Annotated in this window: 14 protein-coding genes; 8 read left to right on the top strand and 6 right to left on the bottom strand. The window is 62.0% G+C overall.

Features of this window, described 5'->3' with window-relative positions; translation table 11 throughout:
• Positions 1-39 precede the first annotated feature (39 nt).
• Positions 40-648: an ECF transporter S component gene (locus tag ACIQTS_RS11200; RefSeq protein ID WP_105657012.1), complete on the top strand. Its 609-nt coding sequence runs from the start codon at positions 40-42 to the stop codon at positions 646-648.
• Positions 645-2,972, top strand: coding sequence for an ATP-binding cassette domain-containing protein (locus ACIQTS_RS11195; protein ID WP_402473401.1), 2,328 nt, complete (start codon positions 645-647; stop codon positions 2,970-2,972). Before ACIQTS_RS11200 ends, ACIQTS_RS11195 begins: the two co-directional genes overlap by 4 nt.
• Here ACIQTS_RS11195 and ACIQTS_RS11190 read toward each other — a convergent pair.
• Entirely contained in the window at positions 2,969-3,844 is an 876-nt protein-coding gene (locus ACIQTS_RS11190; protein ID WP_105657010.1) for an aminodeoxychorismate lyase, read from the bottom strand. The genes ACIQTS_RS11195 and ACIQTS_RS11190 overlap by 4 nt on opposite strands.
• A 166-nt stretch (positions 3,845-4,010) precedes the next feature.
• Between ACIQTS_RS11190 and cls the strand changes: the two genes are divergently transcribed.
• Positions 4,011-5,507, top strand: coding sequence for a cardiolipin synthase (gene cls / locus ACIQTS_RS11185; RefSeq protein WP_286134130.1), 1,497 nt, complete (start codon positions 4,011-4,013; stop codon positions 5,505-5,507).
• A gap of 10 nt (positions 5,508-5,517) precedes the next feature.
• Here the strand turns inward: cls and ACIQTS_RS11180 are convergent, their stop codons facing one another.
• The 4 genes from ACIQTS_RS11180 to ACIQTS_RS11165 form a co-directional block, all read right to left on the bottom strand.
• Positions 5,518-7,527 carry a chorismate-binding protein gene (locus ACIQTS_RS11180; RefSeq protein ID WP_402473399.1) on the bottom strand — a complete coding sequence of 670 codons (2,010 nt, stop codon included), beginning with the start codon at positions 7,525-7,527 and terminating at the stop codon, positions 5,518-5,520.
• Positions 7,514-8,023: a low molecular weight protein-tyrosine-phosphatase gene (locus tag ACIQTS_RS11175; protein ID WP_105657007.1), complete on the bottom strand. Its 510-nt coding sequence runs from the start codon at positions 8,021-8,023 to the stop codon at positions 7,514-7,516. The genes ACIQTS_RS11180 and ACIQTS_RS11175 overlap by 14 nt, the downstream gene beginning before the upstream one ends.
• 139 nt (positions 8,024-8,162) lie before the next feature.
• Entirely contained in the window at positions 8,163-8,786 is a 624-nt protein-coding gene (locus ACIQTS_RS11170; RefSeq protein ID WP_402473397.1) for a LysE family transporter, read from the bottom strand.
• Positions 8,783-9,295 (bottom strand): MarR family transcriptional regulator, encoded by a 513-nt coding sequence (locus ACIQTS_RS11165; RefSeq protein ID WP_332498194.1) that lies wholly within the window; start codon positions 9,293-9,295, stop codon positions 8,783-8,785. Before ACIQTS_RS11165 ends, ACIQTS_RS11170 begins: the two co-directional genes overlap by 4 nt.
• A 129-nt stretch (positions 9,296-9,424) precedes the next feature.
• Here ACIQTS_RS11165 and ACIQTS_RS11160 point away from each other — a divergent pair, with 129 nt between their 5' ends.
• The 3 genes from ACIQTS_RS11160 to ACIQTS_RS11150 all read left to right on the top strand — a co-directional run bounded on the left by ACIQTS_RS11160 (position 9,425) and on the right by ACIQTS_RS11150 (position 14,078).
• Positions 9,425-11,566, top strand: a complete 2,142-nt coding sequence (locus tag ACIQTS_RS11160) for an MMPL family transporter (RefSeq protein ID WP_332594639.1) — start codon at positions 9,425-9,427, stop codon at positions 11,564-11,566.
• A 305-nt stretch (positions 11,567-11,871) separates the two neighbouring features.
• The gene (locus ACIQTS_RS11155) at positions 11,872-13,413 is read left to right on the top strand and encodes a DEAD/DEAH box helicase (protein ID WP_402473395.1); all 1,542 of its coding nucleotides are present in this window, start codon (positions 11,872-11,874) and stop codon (positions 13,411-13,413) included.
• Between the two features lie 191 nt (positions 13,414-13,604).
• Positions 13,605-14,078, top strand: a complete 474-nt coding sequence (locus ACIQTS_RS11150) for a small multi-drug export protein (RefSeq protein WP_105657003.1) — start codon at positions 13,605-13,607, stop codon at positions 14,076-14,078.
• 82 nt (positions 14,079-14,160) lie between these two features.
• Here ACIQTS_RS11150 and ACIQTS_RS11145 read toward each other — a convergent pair whose 3' ends face one another.
• Positions 14,161-14,379 (bottom strand): PLD nuclease N-terminal domain-containing protein, encoded by a 219-nt coding sequence (locus ACIQTS_RS11145; protein WP_105657002.1) that lies wholly within the window; start codon positions 14,377-14,379, stop codon positions 14,161-14,163.
• Positions 14,380-14,628: 249 nt separating this feature from the next.
• Here ACIQTS_RS11145 and dnaK point away from each other — a divergent pair, with 249 nt between their 5' ends.
• Positions 14,629-16,482, top strand: coding sequence for a molecular chaperone DnaK (dnaK, locus tag ACIQTS_RS11140; RefSeq protein ID WP_105657001.1), 1,854 nt, complete (start codon positions 14,629-14,631; stop codon positions 16,480-16,482).
• A 13-nt stretch (positions 16,483-16,495) separates the two neighbouring features.
• Positions 16,496-17,077, top strand: coding sequence for a nucleotide exchange factor GrpE (locus ACIQTS_RS11135; protein WP_105657000.1), 582 nt, complete (start codon positions 16,496-16,498; stop codon positions 17,075-17,077).
• Positions 17,078-17,121: the final 44 nt, after the last annotated feature.

Raw genomic sequence — 17,121 nt, 5'->3', positions numbered from 1 at the left:
TTCCGTCCATCTCCCCTCCTTTCCACAGGAGGACCAGCAATGAACGAAACAGTTTCGAAGCAGCGTACCGGCTGGCGTGTAGTTGATATCGTCGTCGCCTCGGTGATCGCCGTCGCTTCAGGGGTCATTTTCTGGGCGTGGAGTGCCGGCTATGGCCTGTTCTCACTCGCCTTTGCGGCTTTCCCGCCAGCCACCGCGCTGCTCACCGGCATGTGGCTCTTCCCGGCGGTGCTCGGCGCACTGATCATCCGCAAGCCAGGCGCCGCAATCTACTGCGAGCTGCTGGCCGCCGTAGTTGAAGCGCTGCTGGGCTCGCACTACGGCTTGACCGTACTGATCTCCGGCCTGGTCCAGGGCCTGGGTGCAGAGCTGGTCTTCGCAGCATTCCGCTACCGCAAGTGGAACCTGGGCGTGGCGCTGCTGGCCGGCTTGTTCGCCGGCTTGTTCGCCGGCATTTCCGAGGCCTACATCCTGGCCTACTACGTTGAGTACACCGCCGGAATGAAGATCTTCCACGTGATCGCCACCGGCATTTCCGGCGTAGTCGTCGCAGGGCTGCTGTCCTGGTTGGCCACGCGCGGACTGGCGAAGACCGGTGCATTGAGCGCCCTGCCGAGCCGGCGTGCGCACCTGGAAAGCGCAAAATGAGTTCCTTTGCCAATTCCGGCGCAGCCTCGCTGACCCAGCGCGGTGCCGCCATCACCGCAACGGGGTTCGGCTGGCAGCACTCCGAGAGGAAGAATCCTGCCATCTCGGGACTGGACCTTGCGATCCACGCCGGTGAGAAGGTGCTGCTGGTCGGTCCATCGGGCGCCGGCAAGTCAACCTTGCTGCACGCGATGGCCGGGTTGCTGGAAGCGGATGAGGACGATCAGGTCGCTGGCCGGCTGCTCATAGATGGCAGCGATGCCTTCATCCGGAGCCACCCGGTGGGCTTGATGCAGCAAGACCCGGAAACCCAGGTAGTGCAAAGCAGGGTCGCCGATGATGTGGCCTTTGGCGCGGAGAACCTCGGAATGGATCCCGAACTGATCCGCCAGCGGATCCCCGAAGTGCTGGACGCTGTGGGTCTGGGTGCGCTGTCCTTCGAGCACCGCACCCAGCAACTTTCCGGCGGACAGAAACAGCGGTTGGCCTTGGCCGGCATTCTGGCCATGGAACCCAGGGTCATGCTGCTCGATGAACCGACTGCCAATGTGGACCCGCAGAGCATTGAGCTCTTGCGCGATGCGGTGCTGAACGCCGCCCGGCTTTCCGGTGCCACGCTGGTCGTCGTGGAACACCGGATTGAAGCCTGGGCGCAGCATGTGGACCGGGTTATCGTGCTGCAGCCCGGTGGGGGAGTCGCGCACGATCTGGACCCGCAGCAGCTGTACACCGATGAAACGGTGCGCGAGGAGCTGGCTGCTGCCGGGGTGTGGATTCCAGGCTACTTCCCGCAGGTGGCCCGGGCAACGAACGGTGCCGGTGCCATGCTGCTGGAAGCGCAGCAGCTGGTATCCGCCCGCACCGCCACGGCACCGCGCACCCAAGCGGTGGACGTGAATGTGCAAGCGGGCACCGCGACGGTGATTCGCGGCGAGAATGGCGCTGGAAAGTCGACGCTGGCCTTGACCTTGGGCGGATTGCTCGTCCCGGCCGACGGCGGGTTGACGGCCACCGCGCAACTGGCCGACGGTCTGGTCAACTCCCCGTTTGCCTGGAAGGCCGGTGCAATGATTGGGCGGATCGGTTCGGTGTTCCAGGAACCCGAACACCAATTCGTGACCCAGAGCGTTCGGGAAGAGCTGGCTTTCGCTCCCAGCCGCGCGCAGGCCAGCAGCGCCGATGCGCCGAAGTACGAGCCGGCCCAGGTCCAAGCGCGCGTGGACGCGTTGCTGGAACGCTTGGGCCTGGCGCATTTGGCAGACGCGAACCCGTTCACTCTCTCCGGGGGCGAGAAGCGGCGCTTGTCCGTGGCCACTGTTCTGGCCGCATCCCCCCAGGTGCTGATCCTCGACGAACCGACCTTCGGGCAGGATGCGAATACGTGGAGGGAACTGGCCGGGCTGCTGGTTGAGGAATTGCAGCAGGGCACCGCGATCATTGCTGTGACCCACGACGATCACTTTGCCTCGGTGCTCAAAGCAAGGGACCTGGTGGTCACTGCCGGCACCCCGGAAGCTGGTACCCCGCGACAGGGGCCGGTGCTTGATGCGCCGGTAGGGCATAGCTGGTTGGCGAAGATCAATCCGCTGGCCAAGCTCGGTGCGGTGGCTGCGGCAACACTGCCGTTGATCACCACCTTGGATTGGGTTTCGGCGCTGGTCGTGATCGTGGCGACCGTGGTGTTCTTCCCCCTGGCAGGGCTGAGCCCGCTGAAATTCCTCAAGCGCGCGGGGCCACTGCTGATTGCCGGAATCCTTGCGGCGTGGGGCATCGCCTTGGTGGGCCAGGATAGCGGCATGGTCTACGCCCAATTCGGCGCCTTCAGCATCACCGAGGGATCGGTGGCCGGGGGCATTGCCACCGGACTGCGCGCTTTCGCGCTGGCCATCCCGTGCATCTTGCTGCTGGCCACCACGAATCCAAGCGATTTGGGCGGGGCGCTGTCTCAGCAGCTGAAGGTACCCCACCGGTTTGTGCTCGGGGCCTTGGCCGGCATGCGATTGCTCGGGTTGATGGTGGAAGAATTCACCACGCTCACGCTGGCCCGGCGCGCTCGCGGTGTCGGGAACTTCGGCACCGTGGGCCAACGCATCAAGGCAACCCTGGGTCAGGTGCTGGCCTTGCTGGTGCAAGCGATTCGCCGCGCCGGACGGTTGGCCACCACGATGGAGGCCAAGGGGTTCGGCACGGCCAAGCGCACATGGATTCGCACGGCCACCTTCACCTGGCGTGATGGCATGGTGCTGGCCACGGGGATCCTGTTTGGCACGGCCGCAATGGCTGCGGCCGTGCTGGCAGGGACCTACAACTTGGTGTGGTCCTAGCGGATTGCTTCGCTCAGGGCGCTGAGCTCTTCATGGAGCTCAGCGTCCAGGCGCAACGGCTTGGCATCGATGGTGCGCACCGGGGTCAGCAGGCGGATGGAGGAAACCAGCCACACGCCATCGGCCTGATACAGGTCTTCCGGGCGCAACGGGCCGTAGCCCAGCTCCCAGCCATCCTGGGCCGCAGCGTCGAAAATGGCGCTTTGCGTGGTGCCTGGCAGGATGCCGGTTTCAAGCATCGGGGTCAGCAGCCGCTTGGTCTCGCCATCGCGCTGGGCTACCAGCACGGTCGAGGTCGGAGCTTCCAGGATGATCCCGTCGGCGGAGGTGAAAATGACATCATGGGCGCCGTGCTTGTGCGCGTAGCGCAGGGCGGCCATATTGATCGAATAGGAAAGGGTCTTGGCGCCCATCATGAGCCATGGCGCACGTTCGGCCAGCTTCGAGTCGTAGCCGCGATCCAGCATCAGGACATCCACACCGGTTTCACGCTGTTCCCTGCCCAAAGCCGGGGCAGGGGTCACGGTGACCCAGCAAATGGCAGGATCATTGTCGTGCTCGCCGCGCGCGGCGACCAGCTTGACCACCGCTTCTTCAGCGCCGCCGGTGGCATCGAAATCGGCCACAGCGGTATCTACCGCGGCAAACCAGCTGCGCGCATCGGGAATGGCCAAGTCGGCAACTTCAGCCGAGGTCGCCAAGCGTGCCAGGTGCGCTTCGAATTTGCGTACGGCCTGGTTGGTGTAGAGCATCGATTCAAAGATGCCATCACCTCGCGTGACTCCCTGTGCTGTGACCAGAAGTTGCGGTGCAGTGATGTCTGCAAGACGACCAGCCGGATAGGCCGGATCCAAGAATACAAGTGAGCTCATAAAGACAGATTATCGAACCCCAGCGTCTTCTGCGCGATTTCTGCAGGCGGAGATTCAGACAAGTCCGGCAATGTTCGATAAGCTAAGCGAAGGATTTTGGCCTGTACATCGCAGATCAGAGGCCGATAATGCCGAATTCGCGGGGTGTAGCCAAGGGGGTGCCCGAGTGTGGCCAAGTAATGAAGTCTTCTTGCAGATTGGCGGCGTTCTCTGGAGCGTGCTGGTCGCAATAGAGCTAGCGGTTCGCTACTTCATGATCGGCATCGTTCCGGGCAACCGGCGCCCCACCACCGCCATGGCATGGCTATTGGCTATCTTCTTCCTGCCCGTTGTGGGACTTGTCGCATACTGGCTTTTCGCCAATCCGCACCTGTCGCGCCGCCGCTTGGAAAAGCAGCGGCGTGCGCACGATGAAATCATGAAGGCCACGAGCCACATGCAGCTGCCTGAAGAATTCCATTCCCAGGAGGAATGGGTCGAATCGGCAGTCATGCTCAACCGCAATCTTGGTGCCATGCCGCTGGAAGGCGGCAACCAGGTAGAGGTCATCTCCGATTACCGGGCTTCGCTCGATGCCATGCGCAAGGAAATCGATAACGCCACCCGCTATGTGCACATCCAGTTCTACATCATGGGCGATGACCCGGATTATGTTGGACCGGTACTCGATGCGCTGGAAGCGGCCGCGGAGCGCGGCGTGCACGTCCGGTTGCTCTTCGACCACCTGGGAACCTTGCGCGTCAAGGGCTACAAGGATTTCAAGAAGCGGCTGAAGAAATCCGGTATCAACTGGCGCCCGATGCTGCCCATCGACCTGATCGGCCGTCGTTGGCGCCGCCCGGATCTGCGCAACCACCGCAAGATCCTCGTTGTTGATGGCGAGGTGGCCTTCACCGGAAGCCAGAACCTGATTGAACCCGGCTACAAGCGCGAGTCCTCGCATAAGGTGGGCCGCGAATGGGTTGAAATGATGCTCCGGGTCGAAGGTCCGCTGGTGCGCAGCCTCGACGTCACTTTCGCTACCGACTGGTGGCAGGAGGACGACGACCAGGAAGTGCTGATGGATATGGCTGAGGCCCGCCACCCGCTGGCCTATGAGGAACGTCCCGGTTCCACCCTGGCGCAGCTGCTGCCCAGCGGCCCCGGATACGGTACCGAGAACAACCTCAGGCTGTTCAATACGCTGATCTATTCGGCCTCCGAACGCCTGGAAATCACCAGCCCGTACTTCGTTCCTGACGATTCGCTGCTCTATGCCATCACCACTGCCGCCCAGCGCGGAGTAGAAGTGGAATTGTATGTTTGCGAAGAGGGCGACCAGTTCCTGGTGCACCACGCGCAGCAGTCCTACTACCAGCAGCTGCTGGAAGCCGGCGTGCGCATTCACCGCTACCCGGCACCGATGGTGCTGCATACCAAGTGCTTCACCGTGGATAACGACGTGGCCGTGGTGGGATCCTCGAATATGGACATGCGCTCATTCAGCCTGAACATGGAAATTTCCGTGATGCTGCTGGGCAAGGAAATGGTCGATGCGGTTAACCAGGTGCAGAACCACTACCGCGGGATTTCCTCGGAAATCACCCTCTCGCAGTGGCGCCGCCGTCCTCGCATGCAACGCTGGATCGACAACGTGGCTCGCTTGACGGCCACCTTGCAATAATTCAGTTGGCTTAAGTGTCTTGCGGGAAACTGGCGCCCAGTGCTTGAAGGACGCCGCGGGATTTGGTGATGACCTCGTCCCACTCTTCAGCGGGCACCGAATCAGCGGTGATTGCCCCGCCAAGGCCCAAGCTCAACCGCCATGACTGGTCAGCTAGCCGGTCGCATACCAGGGTTCGGATCACCACGGAGAAATCGGCGGCACCATCAGCACCCAGATACCCCACGGCCCCGGAGTACAGGCCGCGGGCACGGTGCTCTTCGAGCTCATCCAAGATGCTCATCGTGGACAGCTTCGGTGCACCGGTCATGGAGCCCGGCGGGAAAGCTTCGCGCAGGGCTTCGGCGGCCAGCTGCGGGGAGGATAGCGTGGCGTCGATGGTGGAGACCATCTGGTGCACGGTCGCGTAGGTTTCCACCGCGCACAGCCGGGCGACCTTCACCGACCCGGGAATGGCATGGTGCGACAGGTCGTTGCGCAACAGATCAACGATCATGATGTTCTCGGCCCGGTCCTTGGGATGGGTAGCCAGATCATGCTTCAACGCGAGATCTGATTCTTCATTTTCGCCACGCGGCCGGGTGCCCTTGATCGGCTCGGCCCGCAACTGCCCGTCCTTGGACAGCGCGAGGAACCGTTCCGGTGAAATGCTGGCGATTTGCAGATCAGTGAAACGCAGGTAGTGGGCAAACGGTGCAGGGCTGGAGCGGCGCATCCGGCAGTAGGCCTCGAACGGATCGAACAGTTCGGCATGGGCCGTCAGTTCGGTCGTCAGGCAAACTTCGTAGGTGTTGCCTTCATAGATCTCGCGTTGGGCCTGGCGTATCTTCTGCTTGTAACCGGCTTCGGTATCCGCGCAGCTGAACTGCGGGATAGGCAACGGGTGGTGGGCGCGCAGTTCTGGAGGATTGCCCAACAGGATGCTCAGCGCTGCTGCCGGTTCGCTAATGCTGTGCAGATGCATCTGGCCTTCTTGATGGTCAATGACCACCACGGTATCCGGCGCAAAGAACTGGGCATCGGGGCGCACCCGCCCGGGTTCAACGACTGCCTGCAGATCCGCGGCGCCGAGCTCGCGCTTGAGCTCATAACCGAGGTACCCCACCCATGCCGGCAGCGGGTAGCCCGCTTTAGCGGTGGTTCCGGCAGGCCAGAGGCCTGCCAGCGCGCGGAAGAAATCCTCGCCCAGCCGTACTTGCGCTCCGGGCAAGCTGACGGTGGTGCCGTGGCTGGTGGCGCTCAGTACCGGGGGCTGTTCTGCCGCCGAAAGCGCGATCAACGAATAGCGGTTGCGTCCCAACGGGTCGCTAAGCTTATGGCTTGTTGATTCCAGTAGTGCGGCATGCGGACGGGACCGGGCCAGTTCCTCGAAGAGTGACGCCGTATCGGCTGGCGCCTCGTAGCTCTGGCGGAAGGTTGGGGCAGTGGGGGACTGGTTGGAGCGGAGGCAAAGCTGGCGCATCATGGCCGGCAGGTAGCGGCAGGAACGCGCCCAGATCTCGATGGGGTCGTGGTCGCCAGCGGCATCAATGATCAGGGTTGCTGCGGCGTGCGGCTGATGGGCCAGCAGATACCGTTCCTCTTGTTCGGCCCACATCTGCCAGTACGGACGGTAGGCCTGTCCATCGCGTGCCAGCGCCCGGTCGCGGCGGAAGCTTTCGGGTGCTTCCAGCCAGATCCCGATATCGAGGAATTCTTGGGCGTCGGAATGGATCGCTCCTACTCCTTCGATGATCACTACCTCGGCCGGAGTGAAGTTCTTGGATGCGCCAAGGGCACCCGCGGCCCAATCCCAGGTGGGGTAGGTGATCGTGTTGCCTGCTGCGAGCTGAGGCAGGATCCGGTGGTAGAGATCGAAGGACCGGTGCAGCCCGTCCCAACCGTGGTAGAGCTCTTCAAGGCGCAAAATAGCTACGGAGGCGGTGGCTTCCAGGTATTTCGCTAGGTCTGTTGCAAAGGTGCTTTTGCCGGATCCGGAACGCCCGTCAATGGCAATCAGCGTTGGTCTAGCGGTTTCCACGAGAGGCGATGTTACTCCGCACGTAATCTACAAGGGCAGGCAGGGAAGCAGAAATGAGTTTCCAGGTCTCGCGGAAGTCTCCGGCATCACCGTACCAGGGGTCGTAGATGCCCTGCTGGTCGTGCGGGGAGCTCGCGGTTCCCGGATCAAAGGAACGGAACATCCGCAGTTGCGGACGTTCGCTCGGATCGATTTCGGCCAATTCGGGAACGAGTTCCTCGAAGTGGTCGGTGTCCATCGCCAGTACGAGATCCATCTTGGCGATTTCGTCCGAGTCGATCTGGGCGGCAATGTGCTCAGATGCATCAAGGCCATGGCTGCGCAGAGTACTGGCAGCACGCTCATCGATGCGCTTGCCGACTTCACCGTCGGTGATGGCTCGCGATATGACCTCGACCTGCGAGACCTCGGCATCCTTGAGCGCATTCTTGAGCATGTACTCGGCCATAGGCGAACGGCAAATATTTCCCGTGCACACGATCATTATCCGGAACATGGCATCAGTCTATGGGCACAAGGCGATTCGATCGATAGCTACGCGCCCGTTTCCCGGCAACAAATCGGCAACGATTCGGAAATTGGCCCGGGAATCGGTTCACGGCTAGGAGTTCTACGGCAAGAGCGGGGCGAAAATGCTAGTGCATGAGCAGCAGGAGCGCGGCGACCAGGATGAACAGTACGCCGAAGAGGATGTTCAGCAGTTTGACGCCGCGGTAGGTCGCGGTGAAGCGCTGGAAGGTGCGGGCCGTGCCGGCAAAGAAGAAGAACATCACCGCGATGTCCACCACGATGACCGTGCCGATGAAGATGGCGTATTGGGCCAGGAGCGGCTGATCGGTGCGGATGAACTGCGGGGTGAAAGCCAAGAAGAAGACGATGGCCTTCGGATTGAGCAGGTTGACCAGGATGCCCCGGTTGAGCATGGACCAGCGGGTCAGACGGTGCCCGGTGCTGGTTCCATCGGAGGCGACCTCCGGCTTGGAAAGCAGCATGCGGATACCGAGATACACCAGATAGGCAGCGCCTGCGTAGCGGATGATGGCGAACAGCAACGGCGAGCTGGCCACGAGCAAACCGACTCCTGCGGCAACGATCACCACGTGGATCAGCAAGGCGATCTGCTGCCCGAGCACGCCCCAAATGGAAGCGCGCCAGCCTTGGCGCATTGAATTGCTCATCGTGTTGATGGCTCCGGCGCCGGGGGTGAAGCTGATGACGATGCAGGCGCTGAGAAGGGATATCCAGAGTGAAAGGGTCACTGCTTAAGGCTAGTGTCCGTCGCGCTCTTGGCTGGTTTCGTTGTCCGCTGTGTTACGACCTCTTCGCGCGCGCTGTCCACGCCGGCGACGGCTTCTGCCATGAAGCGGGCTATGACCTGCAGCTGCTGCTCGTCGTAGTGGCTGATCACTTCCCGCATTTTGGCACCTAGCGGCATGAACATTTCCATGCCCTTGCCGCGGGCTTTGGGTGTCATGGCGATGCGGATGACACGGCGATCCCGGTCCGAGCGCTGGCGCTCGATCATTCCCAGTTTTTCCAGGCGGTCGAGCATGGCGGTGGTAGCCGGGGAACTCAGTTGCAGGTCGCGGCTCAGGTCGCGCGGGGAAGGCAGAAGGCTGCGCTGCTCGTATTTCATGATGATCGACAGCGCATTCATGTCCGTGCGGTGCGTTGCGTAAAGTGCTCCGGTGGACTCAACGTAGCGGTCCGAGGCTTGGCCGAATTCCTGCAGGAGCATGACCAAATTGTGCTGTTCTCTTGCGCTCATAGGCGCAATCCTAGTCGGAAAAGCATTTAATAGCCTGGGAAGTATTTCTACCATGGAAGTAAGTCTTGTAGTATGGCATTCGGATCGCCCTTTGATCCACCGCCAGCAATCACGAGTGAGGACGGATCAGTGGCGCATGTAGCGAAAACCGACCAGCCATCGGGCAAGAAGCGATTGGACAAGAAGGGTATCGGCATCAGGGCAGGAATCTACGCCCTGCTGATCATCCTCTGGCTGGGTGTAGCAGGAATCGGCGGCCCGACCTTCGGCAAGCTTTCCGAGGTCCAGACCAACGACCAGACCTCGTTCCTCCCGGCCACCGCCGAAGCAACCGAAGCCCTGGAATGGCAGAATAAATTCCGCTCCACCGAAGCAATCCCCGCGGTGGTCCTGCTCACCAGCGATGGCGAGGTCAGCAAGGAAACTGCTGGAGGGATCGGCGAGGCGCTGAAGGACTTCACGCATCTGGACGGGCAGATCACCGGGCCCTTCCTTTCCGAAGACGGCAAGGCCGCTGAATTCATCGTTCCGGTCTCCGGCGAGGTGGAGGCCGATACCGGAGTCGAAGAGCTGCGTTCGCTCCTGGCCGCCGAGAAGCCCGAAGGTACCACCGCCTATGTCACTGGGCCGGCAGGCTTCAGCGCCGACCTGGTCGAGGCCTTCGGCGGCATCGACGGCGTGCTGCTGGGCGTGGCCCTGGTAGCTGTGCTGGTGATCCTGCTGCTGGTCTACCGTTCGATCCTGCTTCCCTTCACGGTGCTGCTCACCTCGGTCGTCGCGCTGTGCGCGGCAATTGTCGCGGTGTACTTCATGGCATCCGAAGGCTGGATCCGGCTCGACGGCCAGGCCCAGGGCATCTTGTCCATCCTGGTCATCGGTGCGGCTACCGACTACTCGCTGCTGTTCGTGGCCAGGCACAAGGAAGCGCTCATGGCCGGCCAGGACAAGTGGCAGGCCGTGGCTTCCGCATGGAAAGGCTCGCTGGAACCGATTGTCGCTTCGGGCGGCACCGTGACGGTGGGCCTGCTGTGCCTGCTGTTCTCCGATCTGAACTCCAATAAGGCACTGGGACCCATTGGCGCCTCGGGCATCATCTTCTCGATCATTGCCGCGTTGACGTTCCTGCCGGCGGTGCTCGGCTTGCTGGGACGGGCCGCTTACTGGCCCTTCCCGCCCAAGCCGGCGGCCGTGGACGCCCAAGGCCAGGAGAAGGAAGGCTTGTGGGGCCGCATCGCGCGGTTCGTTGCCAGCCATCCGCGCCCGATCTGGATCATCACCGCTCTGGTGCTCGCCGTGGGAGCGCTGGGCATGACCCAGCTCAAGGCCCATGGCGTGCCACAGAGCGAGCTGGTCGTAGGCGGTTCGGAGTCGCGTGACGGGCAGATCGCCCTGGGCGAGCACTTCCCTGGCGGCTCGGGATCCCCGGCCACGGTGATTGTCGATGAAGCCGAAGCGCAGACGGCCCTGGAAAAGGCCCTTGATGTCACCGGCGTGGATTCGGCCTACTTGCAGGCTGAAGACGGCGGACCGGCCATGGCCGCCCGCGGGGCCGAGCCAATGAGCGTCGAAGGCCGCAACCTGATGTCGGTGACGCTGGCCGATGCGGCCGACTCGGATGCCGCCAAGCAGACCGTGGTCGAACTGCGCGAGCAGCTGCATGCGGTCGACGCCGACGCGCTGGTCGGCGGCACCACTGCGACCCAGCTCGATACCAACGAGACGGCCATCGCGGATCTGTTCAAGATCATTCCGATTACCCTCCTGGCCATTTTGCTGATCTTGATGCTGCTGCTGCGTTCCATTCTGGCTCCGGTGCTGCTGATCCTGACCACCGTGCTGTCCTACGGCACGGCGATGGGTGTCAGTGCGCTGGTCTTCAACAATGTCTTCGGCTACGTGGGTGCCGATCCATCCGTACCGCTGTTCGGCTTCGTCTTCCTGGTGGCGCTGGGCGTTGACTACAACATCTTCTTGATGACCCGTGTGCGCGAGGAATCCTTGAAGCGCGGAACCCGTGAGGGCATGCGGGTGGGCTTGAAGGTCACCGGCGGCGTGATTACCTCCGCCGGCGTGGTGCTTGCCGCTACCTTCGCCGCACTGGGTGTGGTGCCAATCATGTTCCTGGGCCAGTTGGGCTTCATCGTGGCCTTCGGGGTGCTCTTGGATACCTTCGTCGTGCGAAGCCTGCTGGTGCCGGCGCTGGTCGAAGAAATCGGACCTAAGGTCTGGTGGCCCTCGAAATTGGCGAAGAAGGAATTCGAGCTGAACTAGGCAGCGCGGTGGACTGTCCCGGGAGCCCTAGTGGTGAACGTCTCCCGGGGCGGCAGTGCAAAGCGGGGCCGCTCACAGACGGGCCCCGCTTTTGCACTGTAGTATGGATACTTGTGCGTCACCGGAAAATTCTGTGGCGCATGCGTCGACAGTTTAGATTTCCCTCCTGTGGATCGCCCGGAAAACCTCCGCCGGTCCACTTTTGGCAGCAGGCCTTCCTTGGCCTTGCATGTTGCGGACTTCCTCCTGGCTCGGCGAAACCCAACGCCTGAAACAGGCGTGCGAATCAGAGAGAAAGTTTGAATATGTCCGTAACTTTTAGCGCCCTCGGCGTGCCCGAATACCTGTCGAAGGTCCTTGCTGCCAGCGGAATCGAAGCCGCTTTCCCGATCCAGGAAGCCACCTTGCCGTCGACCTTGGCCGGCGGCGACGTCCTGGGCCGCGGCCAGACCGGCTCCGGCAAGACTTTGGCCTTCTCGCTGCCCCTGGTAGCTCGGCTGGCAGATCGCCCACAGCGCCGCAAGGCCCGTTTCCCACGAGCGCTGATCATGGCTCCAACCCGTGAACTGGCGACCCAGATTGCCAAGACCGTTGACCCCCTGGCAAAGGCCGCAGGCCTGCGTACCACCGTGATCTACGGTGGCGTGGCCCAGAGCCGCCAGGAAAAGGCCATGAATGAGGGCGTGGACATTGTCATCGCCTGCCCGGGCCGCCTGGATGACCTGATCAAGCAGAAGGTCGTGGACCTGTCCCAGCTGGAAATCTCCGTGCTGGATGAAGCCGACCACATGGCCGACATGGGCTTCCTGCCTGTAGTTCGCCGCATCATGGACCGCATGCCAACCGGCATCCAGCACATGCTGTTCTCCGCTACCTTGGACAACGGTGTGGACAAGGTGGTCAAGTGCTACCTGAGCAACCCGACCATTCACTCGGTGGATGCACCCAAGGCCGCTGTGAACACCATGGAGCACCACGTCTTCGTCATCGGCAACGATGATAAGAAGGACCTGATCCGCGTTCTGGCCCAGGGCACTGCCCGTCGCATCATGTTCATGCGCACCAAGCACCACGCCAAGAAGATGGCGCTCACCCTGTCCAAGGCTGGCGTTCCGGCGGTAGACCTGCACGGTAACCTCTCGCAGAATGCCCGTGACCGCAACCTTGCTGCTTTTGCTTCAGGCGAGGCGAAGGTTCTTGTCGCCACCGACGTAGCCGCTCGTGGCGTGCACGTTGATGGTGTGGAGCTGGTTGTCCACGTAGATCCACCAGCAGAGCACAAGGCCTACACCCACCGCTCCGGCCGTACCGCACGTGCGGGTTCGGATGGAACTGTAGTGACCATCTGCACCCCTGATCAGCAGGGCGACGTTTCGACTTTGCTGAAGCAGGCCGGACTGAAGGTGCCTTTCGAAAAGGTCAACCTGAATTCTCCGGTTGTGGCCAAGGTCGTCGGCGAAGTTGCCGAGCCGGTTGCCTACGTTGCTCCGGCTCAGCAGAAGCGCAATCCTGCCAAGAGCAAGCCTGCCGGTGAAGGTGCCGGCCGCGGTGGCCGCGGCCAGCGCCCGGCGCGTGGCGCCAGGCCAGCTGCCGAAGCCCAGGGCCGTGGCGGCGAACGCCGCCGTACGGAACGTGACGGCGCTAGCCAGGGCGAGCGTCCAGCGCGCAGCGCCCGCGGTGCGAACTCTGACCGTCCAGCCCGCGGCGCACGAGGTGCCAACGCTGAACGCCCGTCGAGCCCTTCGCGCTCACCGCGAACCGACGGCCGGAATGCCGCTGGCGGTGCAACCGGTGGCCGTTCGCGTGGCCCGCGTCGCGCATCGAGCCCAGCTGGTCGTGGCAACTAGGCGCTGGCACTAATCCTTGCGGAGTACTCCCTCACATCCATCCCAATGGATGCGGGGGAGTTTTGCGTTATACCCGGGAAATTGCGCGTCAAAAGTTTAGCTCCGCTGATTGATCCCTCCTCGACTAGGCGATACATAGGATTGAAGCAACGAGTCGCCGATTAACCTTCACCGCTTCAGGAGCACCAGCCATGATTGAATCCCTGCAGAACTTCGCCGCGTCCTTCCCAGAACCGCTACAGTTCTTGGCTGTTGCTTTGCTAGCTGCCATTCCGCTGATCGAGTCCTACTTTGGTTCGGCCATTGGCGTGGTTATCGGTGTTCCGGTGGTTGCTGCCATCGCCACCGCCGTGATCGGCAACGTGATTTCCATGCTGTTGTTCGTCAACAGCGCCCACGCCGTGCGCAACAAGGTTCGCAAGGGCAAGGACTCGGAGAAGAAGGAACGCAAGTTCGAGAAGCTGCGCCGAGCTTTCGATAAATACGGCATTGCCGGGGTGAGCCTTCTGGGGCAGACCATCCTGCCTTCGCAGGTGACCTCGGCTGCCTTGGTCTCCTTCGGCGCCAATAAGCAGAAGGTGATCATCTGGCAGATCATCTCGATTATCTTGTGGGGCACCGCGTTTGGCGTTCTGGCTGCCCGGGGAATTAGCCTGATGGGCTAACCGGAAATCGCTGAAAGCGAACAAGCCGTCCTCGAACCAACGAGGACGGCTTGCTTTCCAGTGGCTATGGAATGCCAAGGGATTACTTGCGGCGTCCAAAAGCAAAATAGGCGATGGGGCCAAGGAAATTGATCATGCTGGCCGCTGCCCATGCCGGCTTTGGACCCTTGACTTGTTCGGCAGGGCGCTTGTACAAATCCCGCAGTGCCGCAACCATCAAGGTCAGCTCGGCAATTGCCGCAGAGGCGACCGCGATCTTTCCGCCCGGTGGCAGATCCTGGAACTTGCGCTTCGTTTCCATGAGGTGGCTCCTAGCTGCCGCTTTTCCCGCCCGCTGGAAGCGTTGAAAGCGGATGAATGAAAAATTTTTTCAGGATGGGAATTATTCTCTCACCACGGCAGTTGAAATGAGCAGAACGCAAAGTTGAGTCACCTTCGCTCAAGTTGATTTGACAGTCGAAAGCGGCTGAGTAAACTTGAGTGCAGAACGCTCAATGAGGATAAATGTCCTCAGCGTTAGTACTTTCAACCAAGGCAAAGGAGAGCCATTATGTCGCGTGCCGTAGGTATCGACCTAGGAACCACCAACTCCGTAGTTTCCGTGCTCGAAGGTGGTGAGCCAACCGTTATCGCAAACGCGGAAGGCAACCGCACTACCCCGTCGATCGTTGCTTTCTCGAAGAGCGGCGAAGTCCTGGTTGGCGATATCGCCAAGCGCCAGGCCGTCAACAACATCGACCGCACCATCGCATCGGTCAAGCGTCACATGGGTACCGACTGGACCATTGACGTTGACGAGAAGAAGTACACTGCTCAGGAAATCTCGGCTCGTACCCTGATGAAGCTGAAGAACGACGCTGAGTCGTACCTGGGCGAGAAGGTCACCGACGCGGTGATCACCGTTCCTGCATACTTCAACGACGCAGAGCGCCAGGCCACCAAGGAAGCTGGCGAGATCGCCGGCCTGAACGTCCTGCGCATCGTCAACGAGCCAACCGCAGCTGCGCTGGCTTACGGCCTGGAAAAGGGCCAGGAAGACGAGCTCATCCTGGTCTTCGACCTCGGTGGCGGCACCTTCGACGTTTCCCTGCTGGAAGTCGGCAAGGACGACGACGGCTTCTCGACCATCCAGGTCCGCTCCACCGCAGGCGACAACCGCCTGGGCGGCGACGACTGGGATCAGCGCATCGTGGATTGGCTGCTGGCCCAGGCCAAGGCCAAGGGCGCGGACCTGTCCAAGGACAAGATTGCGCTGCAGCGCCTGAAGGAATCTGCTGAGCAGGCCAAGAAGGAACTGTCCTCGGCTACCAGCACCAACATCTCGCTGCAGTACCTCTCGGTGACCCCGGAAGGCCCAGTGCACCTGGACGAGCACCTCTCGCGTGCCAAGTTCCAGGACCTGACCAAGGACCTGCTGGAGCGCACCCGCAAGCCATTCAACGACGTCATCGCCGAGGCAGGCGTCAAGGTTTCGGACATCGCCCACGTGATCCTGGTTGGCGGTTCTACCCGCATGCCAGCCGTTGCTGAACTGGTCAAGGACCTGGCCGGCAAGGAAGCGAACAAGGGCGTGAACCCAGATGAGGTTGTCGCCGTGGGCGCAGCGCTGCAGGCAGGCGTGCTGAAGGGCGAGCGCAAGGACGTTCTGCTCATCGACGTCACCCCACTGTCCCTGGGTATTGAGACCAAGGGCGGCGTGATGACCAAGCTGATCGAGCGCAACACCGCGATCCCGACCAAGCGTTCGGAGACCTTCACCACCGCCGAGGACAACCAGCCTTCGGTATCCATCCAGGTCTTCCAGGGCGAGCGCGAGTTCACCCGCGACAACAAGGCGCTGGGCACCTTCGAGCTGACCGGTATCGCACCGGCTCCTCGTGGCATTCCGCAGGTTGAGGTCACCTTCGACATCGACGCCAACGGCATCGTGCACGTATCCGCCAAGGACAAGGGCACCGGCACCGAGCAGTCGATGACCATCACCGGTGGTTCCTCGCTGTCCAAGGAAGACATCGAGCGCATGGTCCAGGAAGCTGAAGCACACGCCGAAGAGGACAAGGCACGCCGCGAGGCCGCTGAGACCCGTAACGCCGCTGAGCAGGCTGCCTACTCCGTAGACAAGCTGATCAAGGACAACGAAGACAAGCTGCCTGAAGAGGTCAAGACCGAGGTCCAGGCTGACGTCGACGCCCTGAAGGCTGCCCTGGAGAAGCAGGACAACGACGACGAGGTCAAGGCCGCGTTCGAGAAGCTGCAGGCATCGCAGACCAAGCTGGGCGAGGCAATCTACGCCAACGCGCAGGCCGAGGGCGCCCAGGCTCCTGAGGGCGAGCAGGCACCGAACGCTGATGAAGACATCGTCGACGCCGAGGTCATCGACGAAGACGAAGCCGACAAGAAGTAAGGAGTTTAGGAATATGTCCGAGGCAAAGGACCAGAACGAGAACTCCGGCCAGGAGCCGGAGAACCAGCCAGAGGCCGCCAACGAGCAGCCAACCGCTGACGCCCTGGGTCAGGCCGAGGCGATCCTGAACGAAGCTGCTGCTGGCGCTGAAGCCGATTCGGCGCAGCCGGAAGAGGCCGGTGCGGTGGAAACCGAACTGCGCAACGACCTGCTGCGCCTGCAGGCCGAATACGTCAACTACCGCAAGCGCGTGGAACGCGACCGGGCCGTAGCGCGTGAAAACGCCGTGCAGTCCGTGCTCAACACCCTGCTTCCGGTGCTTGACGACATCGATGCGGCACGAGCCCACGGCGACCTCGCCGACGGCCCGTTCGCATCGATCGCCAACAAGCTGGATGGAATTCTGGCTCAGCATGGCCTGGAGCGCATCAACGAGGCCGGCGTGGAGTTCGACCCGAACATCCACGAAGCCCTGCTTCGCCAGGCTGTTGACGAGATTCCAGCCGACCACGTGGGACAGGTGCTGCGCACCGGTTACCGCAAGGGAACCATCATCCTGCGTGCAGCTCAGGTGCTGGTAGCAACCGGCGAATAGCCACGAATAGCACAATCGATACTGCCCACTGCCGAGTCTTCGAC

The organism is Glutamicibacter sp. NPDC090743 (assembly GCF_044769125.1).
Classification (GTDB): Bacteria; Actinomycetota; Actinomycetes; order Actinomycetales; family Micrococcaceae; genus Glutamicibacter.
Note: the sequence above shows the minus strand (reverse complement) of the source record. Positions and strands in the feature narration are given on the sequence as shown.

What these genes read in the sequence shown, in the direction of transcription:
- ACIQTS_RS11175 (WP_105657007.1), bottom strand. Translation starts at nt 8,023, where the DNA reads ATGTTCCGGATAATGATCGTGTGCACGGGAAATATTTGCCGTTCGCCT.
- ACIQTS_RS11190 (WP_105657010.1), bottom strand. Translation starts at nt 3,844, where the DNA reads ATGAGCTCACTTGTATTCTTGGATCCGGCCTATCCGGCTGGTCGTCTT.
- ACIQTS_RS11195 (WP_402473401.1), top strand. Translation starts at nt 645, where the DNA reads ATGAGTTCCTTTGCCAATTCCGGCGCAGCCTCGCTGACCCAGCGCGGT.
- ACIQTS_RS11200 (WP_105657012.1), top strand. Translation starts at nt 40, where the DNA reads ATGAACGAAACAGTTTCGAAGCAGCGTACCGGCTGGCGTGTAGTTGAT.
- ACIQTS_RS11155 (WP_402473395.1), top strand. Translation starts at nt 11,872, where the DNA reads ATGTCCGTAACTTTTAGCGCCCTCGGCGTGCCCGAATACCTGTCGAAG.
- ACIQTS_RS11135 (WP_105657000.1), top strand. Translation starts at nt 16,496, where the DNA reads ATGTCCGAGGCAAAGGACCAGAACGAGAACTCCGGCCAGGAGCCGGAG.
- ACIQTS_RS11150 (WP_105657003.1), top strand. Translation starts at nt 13,605, where the DNA reads ATGATTGAATCCCTGCAGAACTTCGCCGCGTCCTTCCCAGAACCGCTA.
- ACIQTS_RS11165 (WP_332498194.1), bottom strand. Translation starts at nt 9,295, where the DNA reads ATGAGCGCAAGAGAACAGCACAATTTGGTCATGCTCCTGCAGGAATTC.
- dnaK (WP_105657001.1), top strand. Translation starts at nt 14,629, where the DNA reads ATGTCGCGTGCCGTAGGTATCGACCTAGGAACCACCAACTCCGTAGTT.
- ACIQTS_RS11145 (WP_105657002.1), bottom strand. Translation starts at nt 14,379, where the DNA reads ATGGAAACGAAGCGCAAGTTCCAGGATCTGCCACCGGGCGGAAAGATC.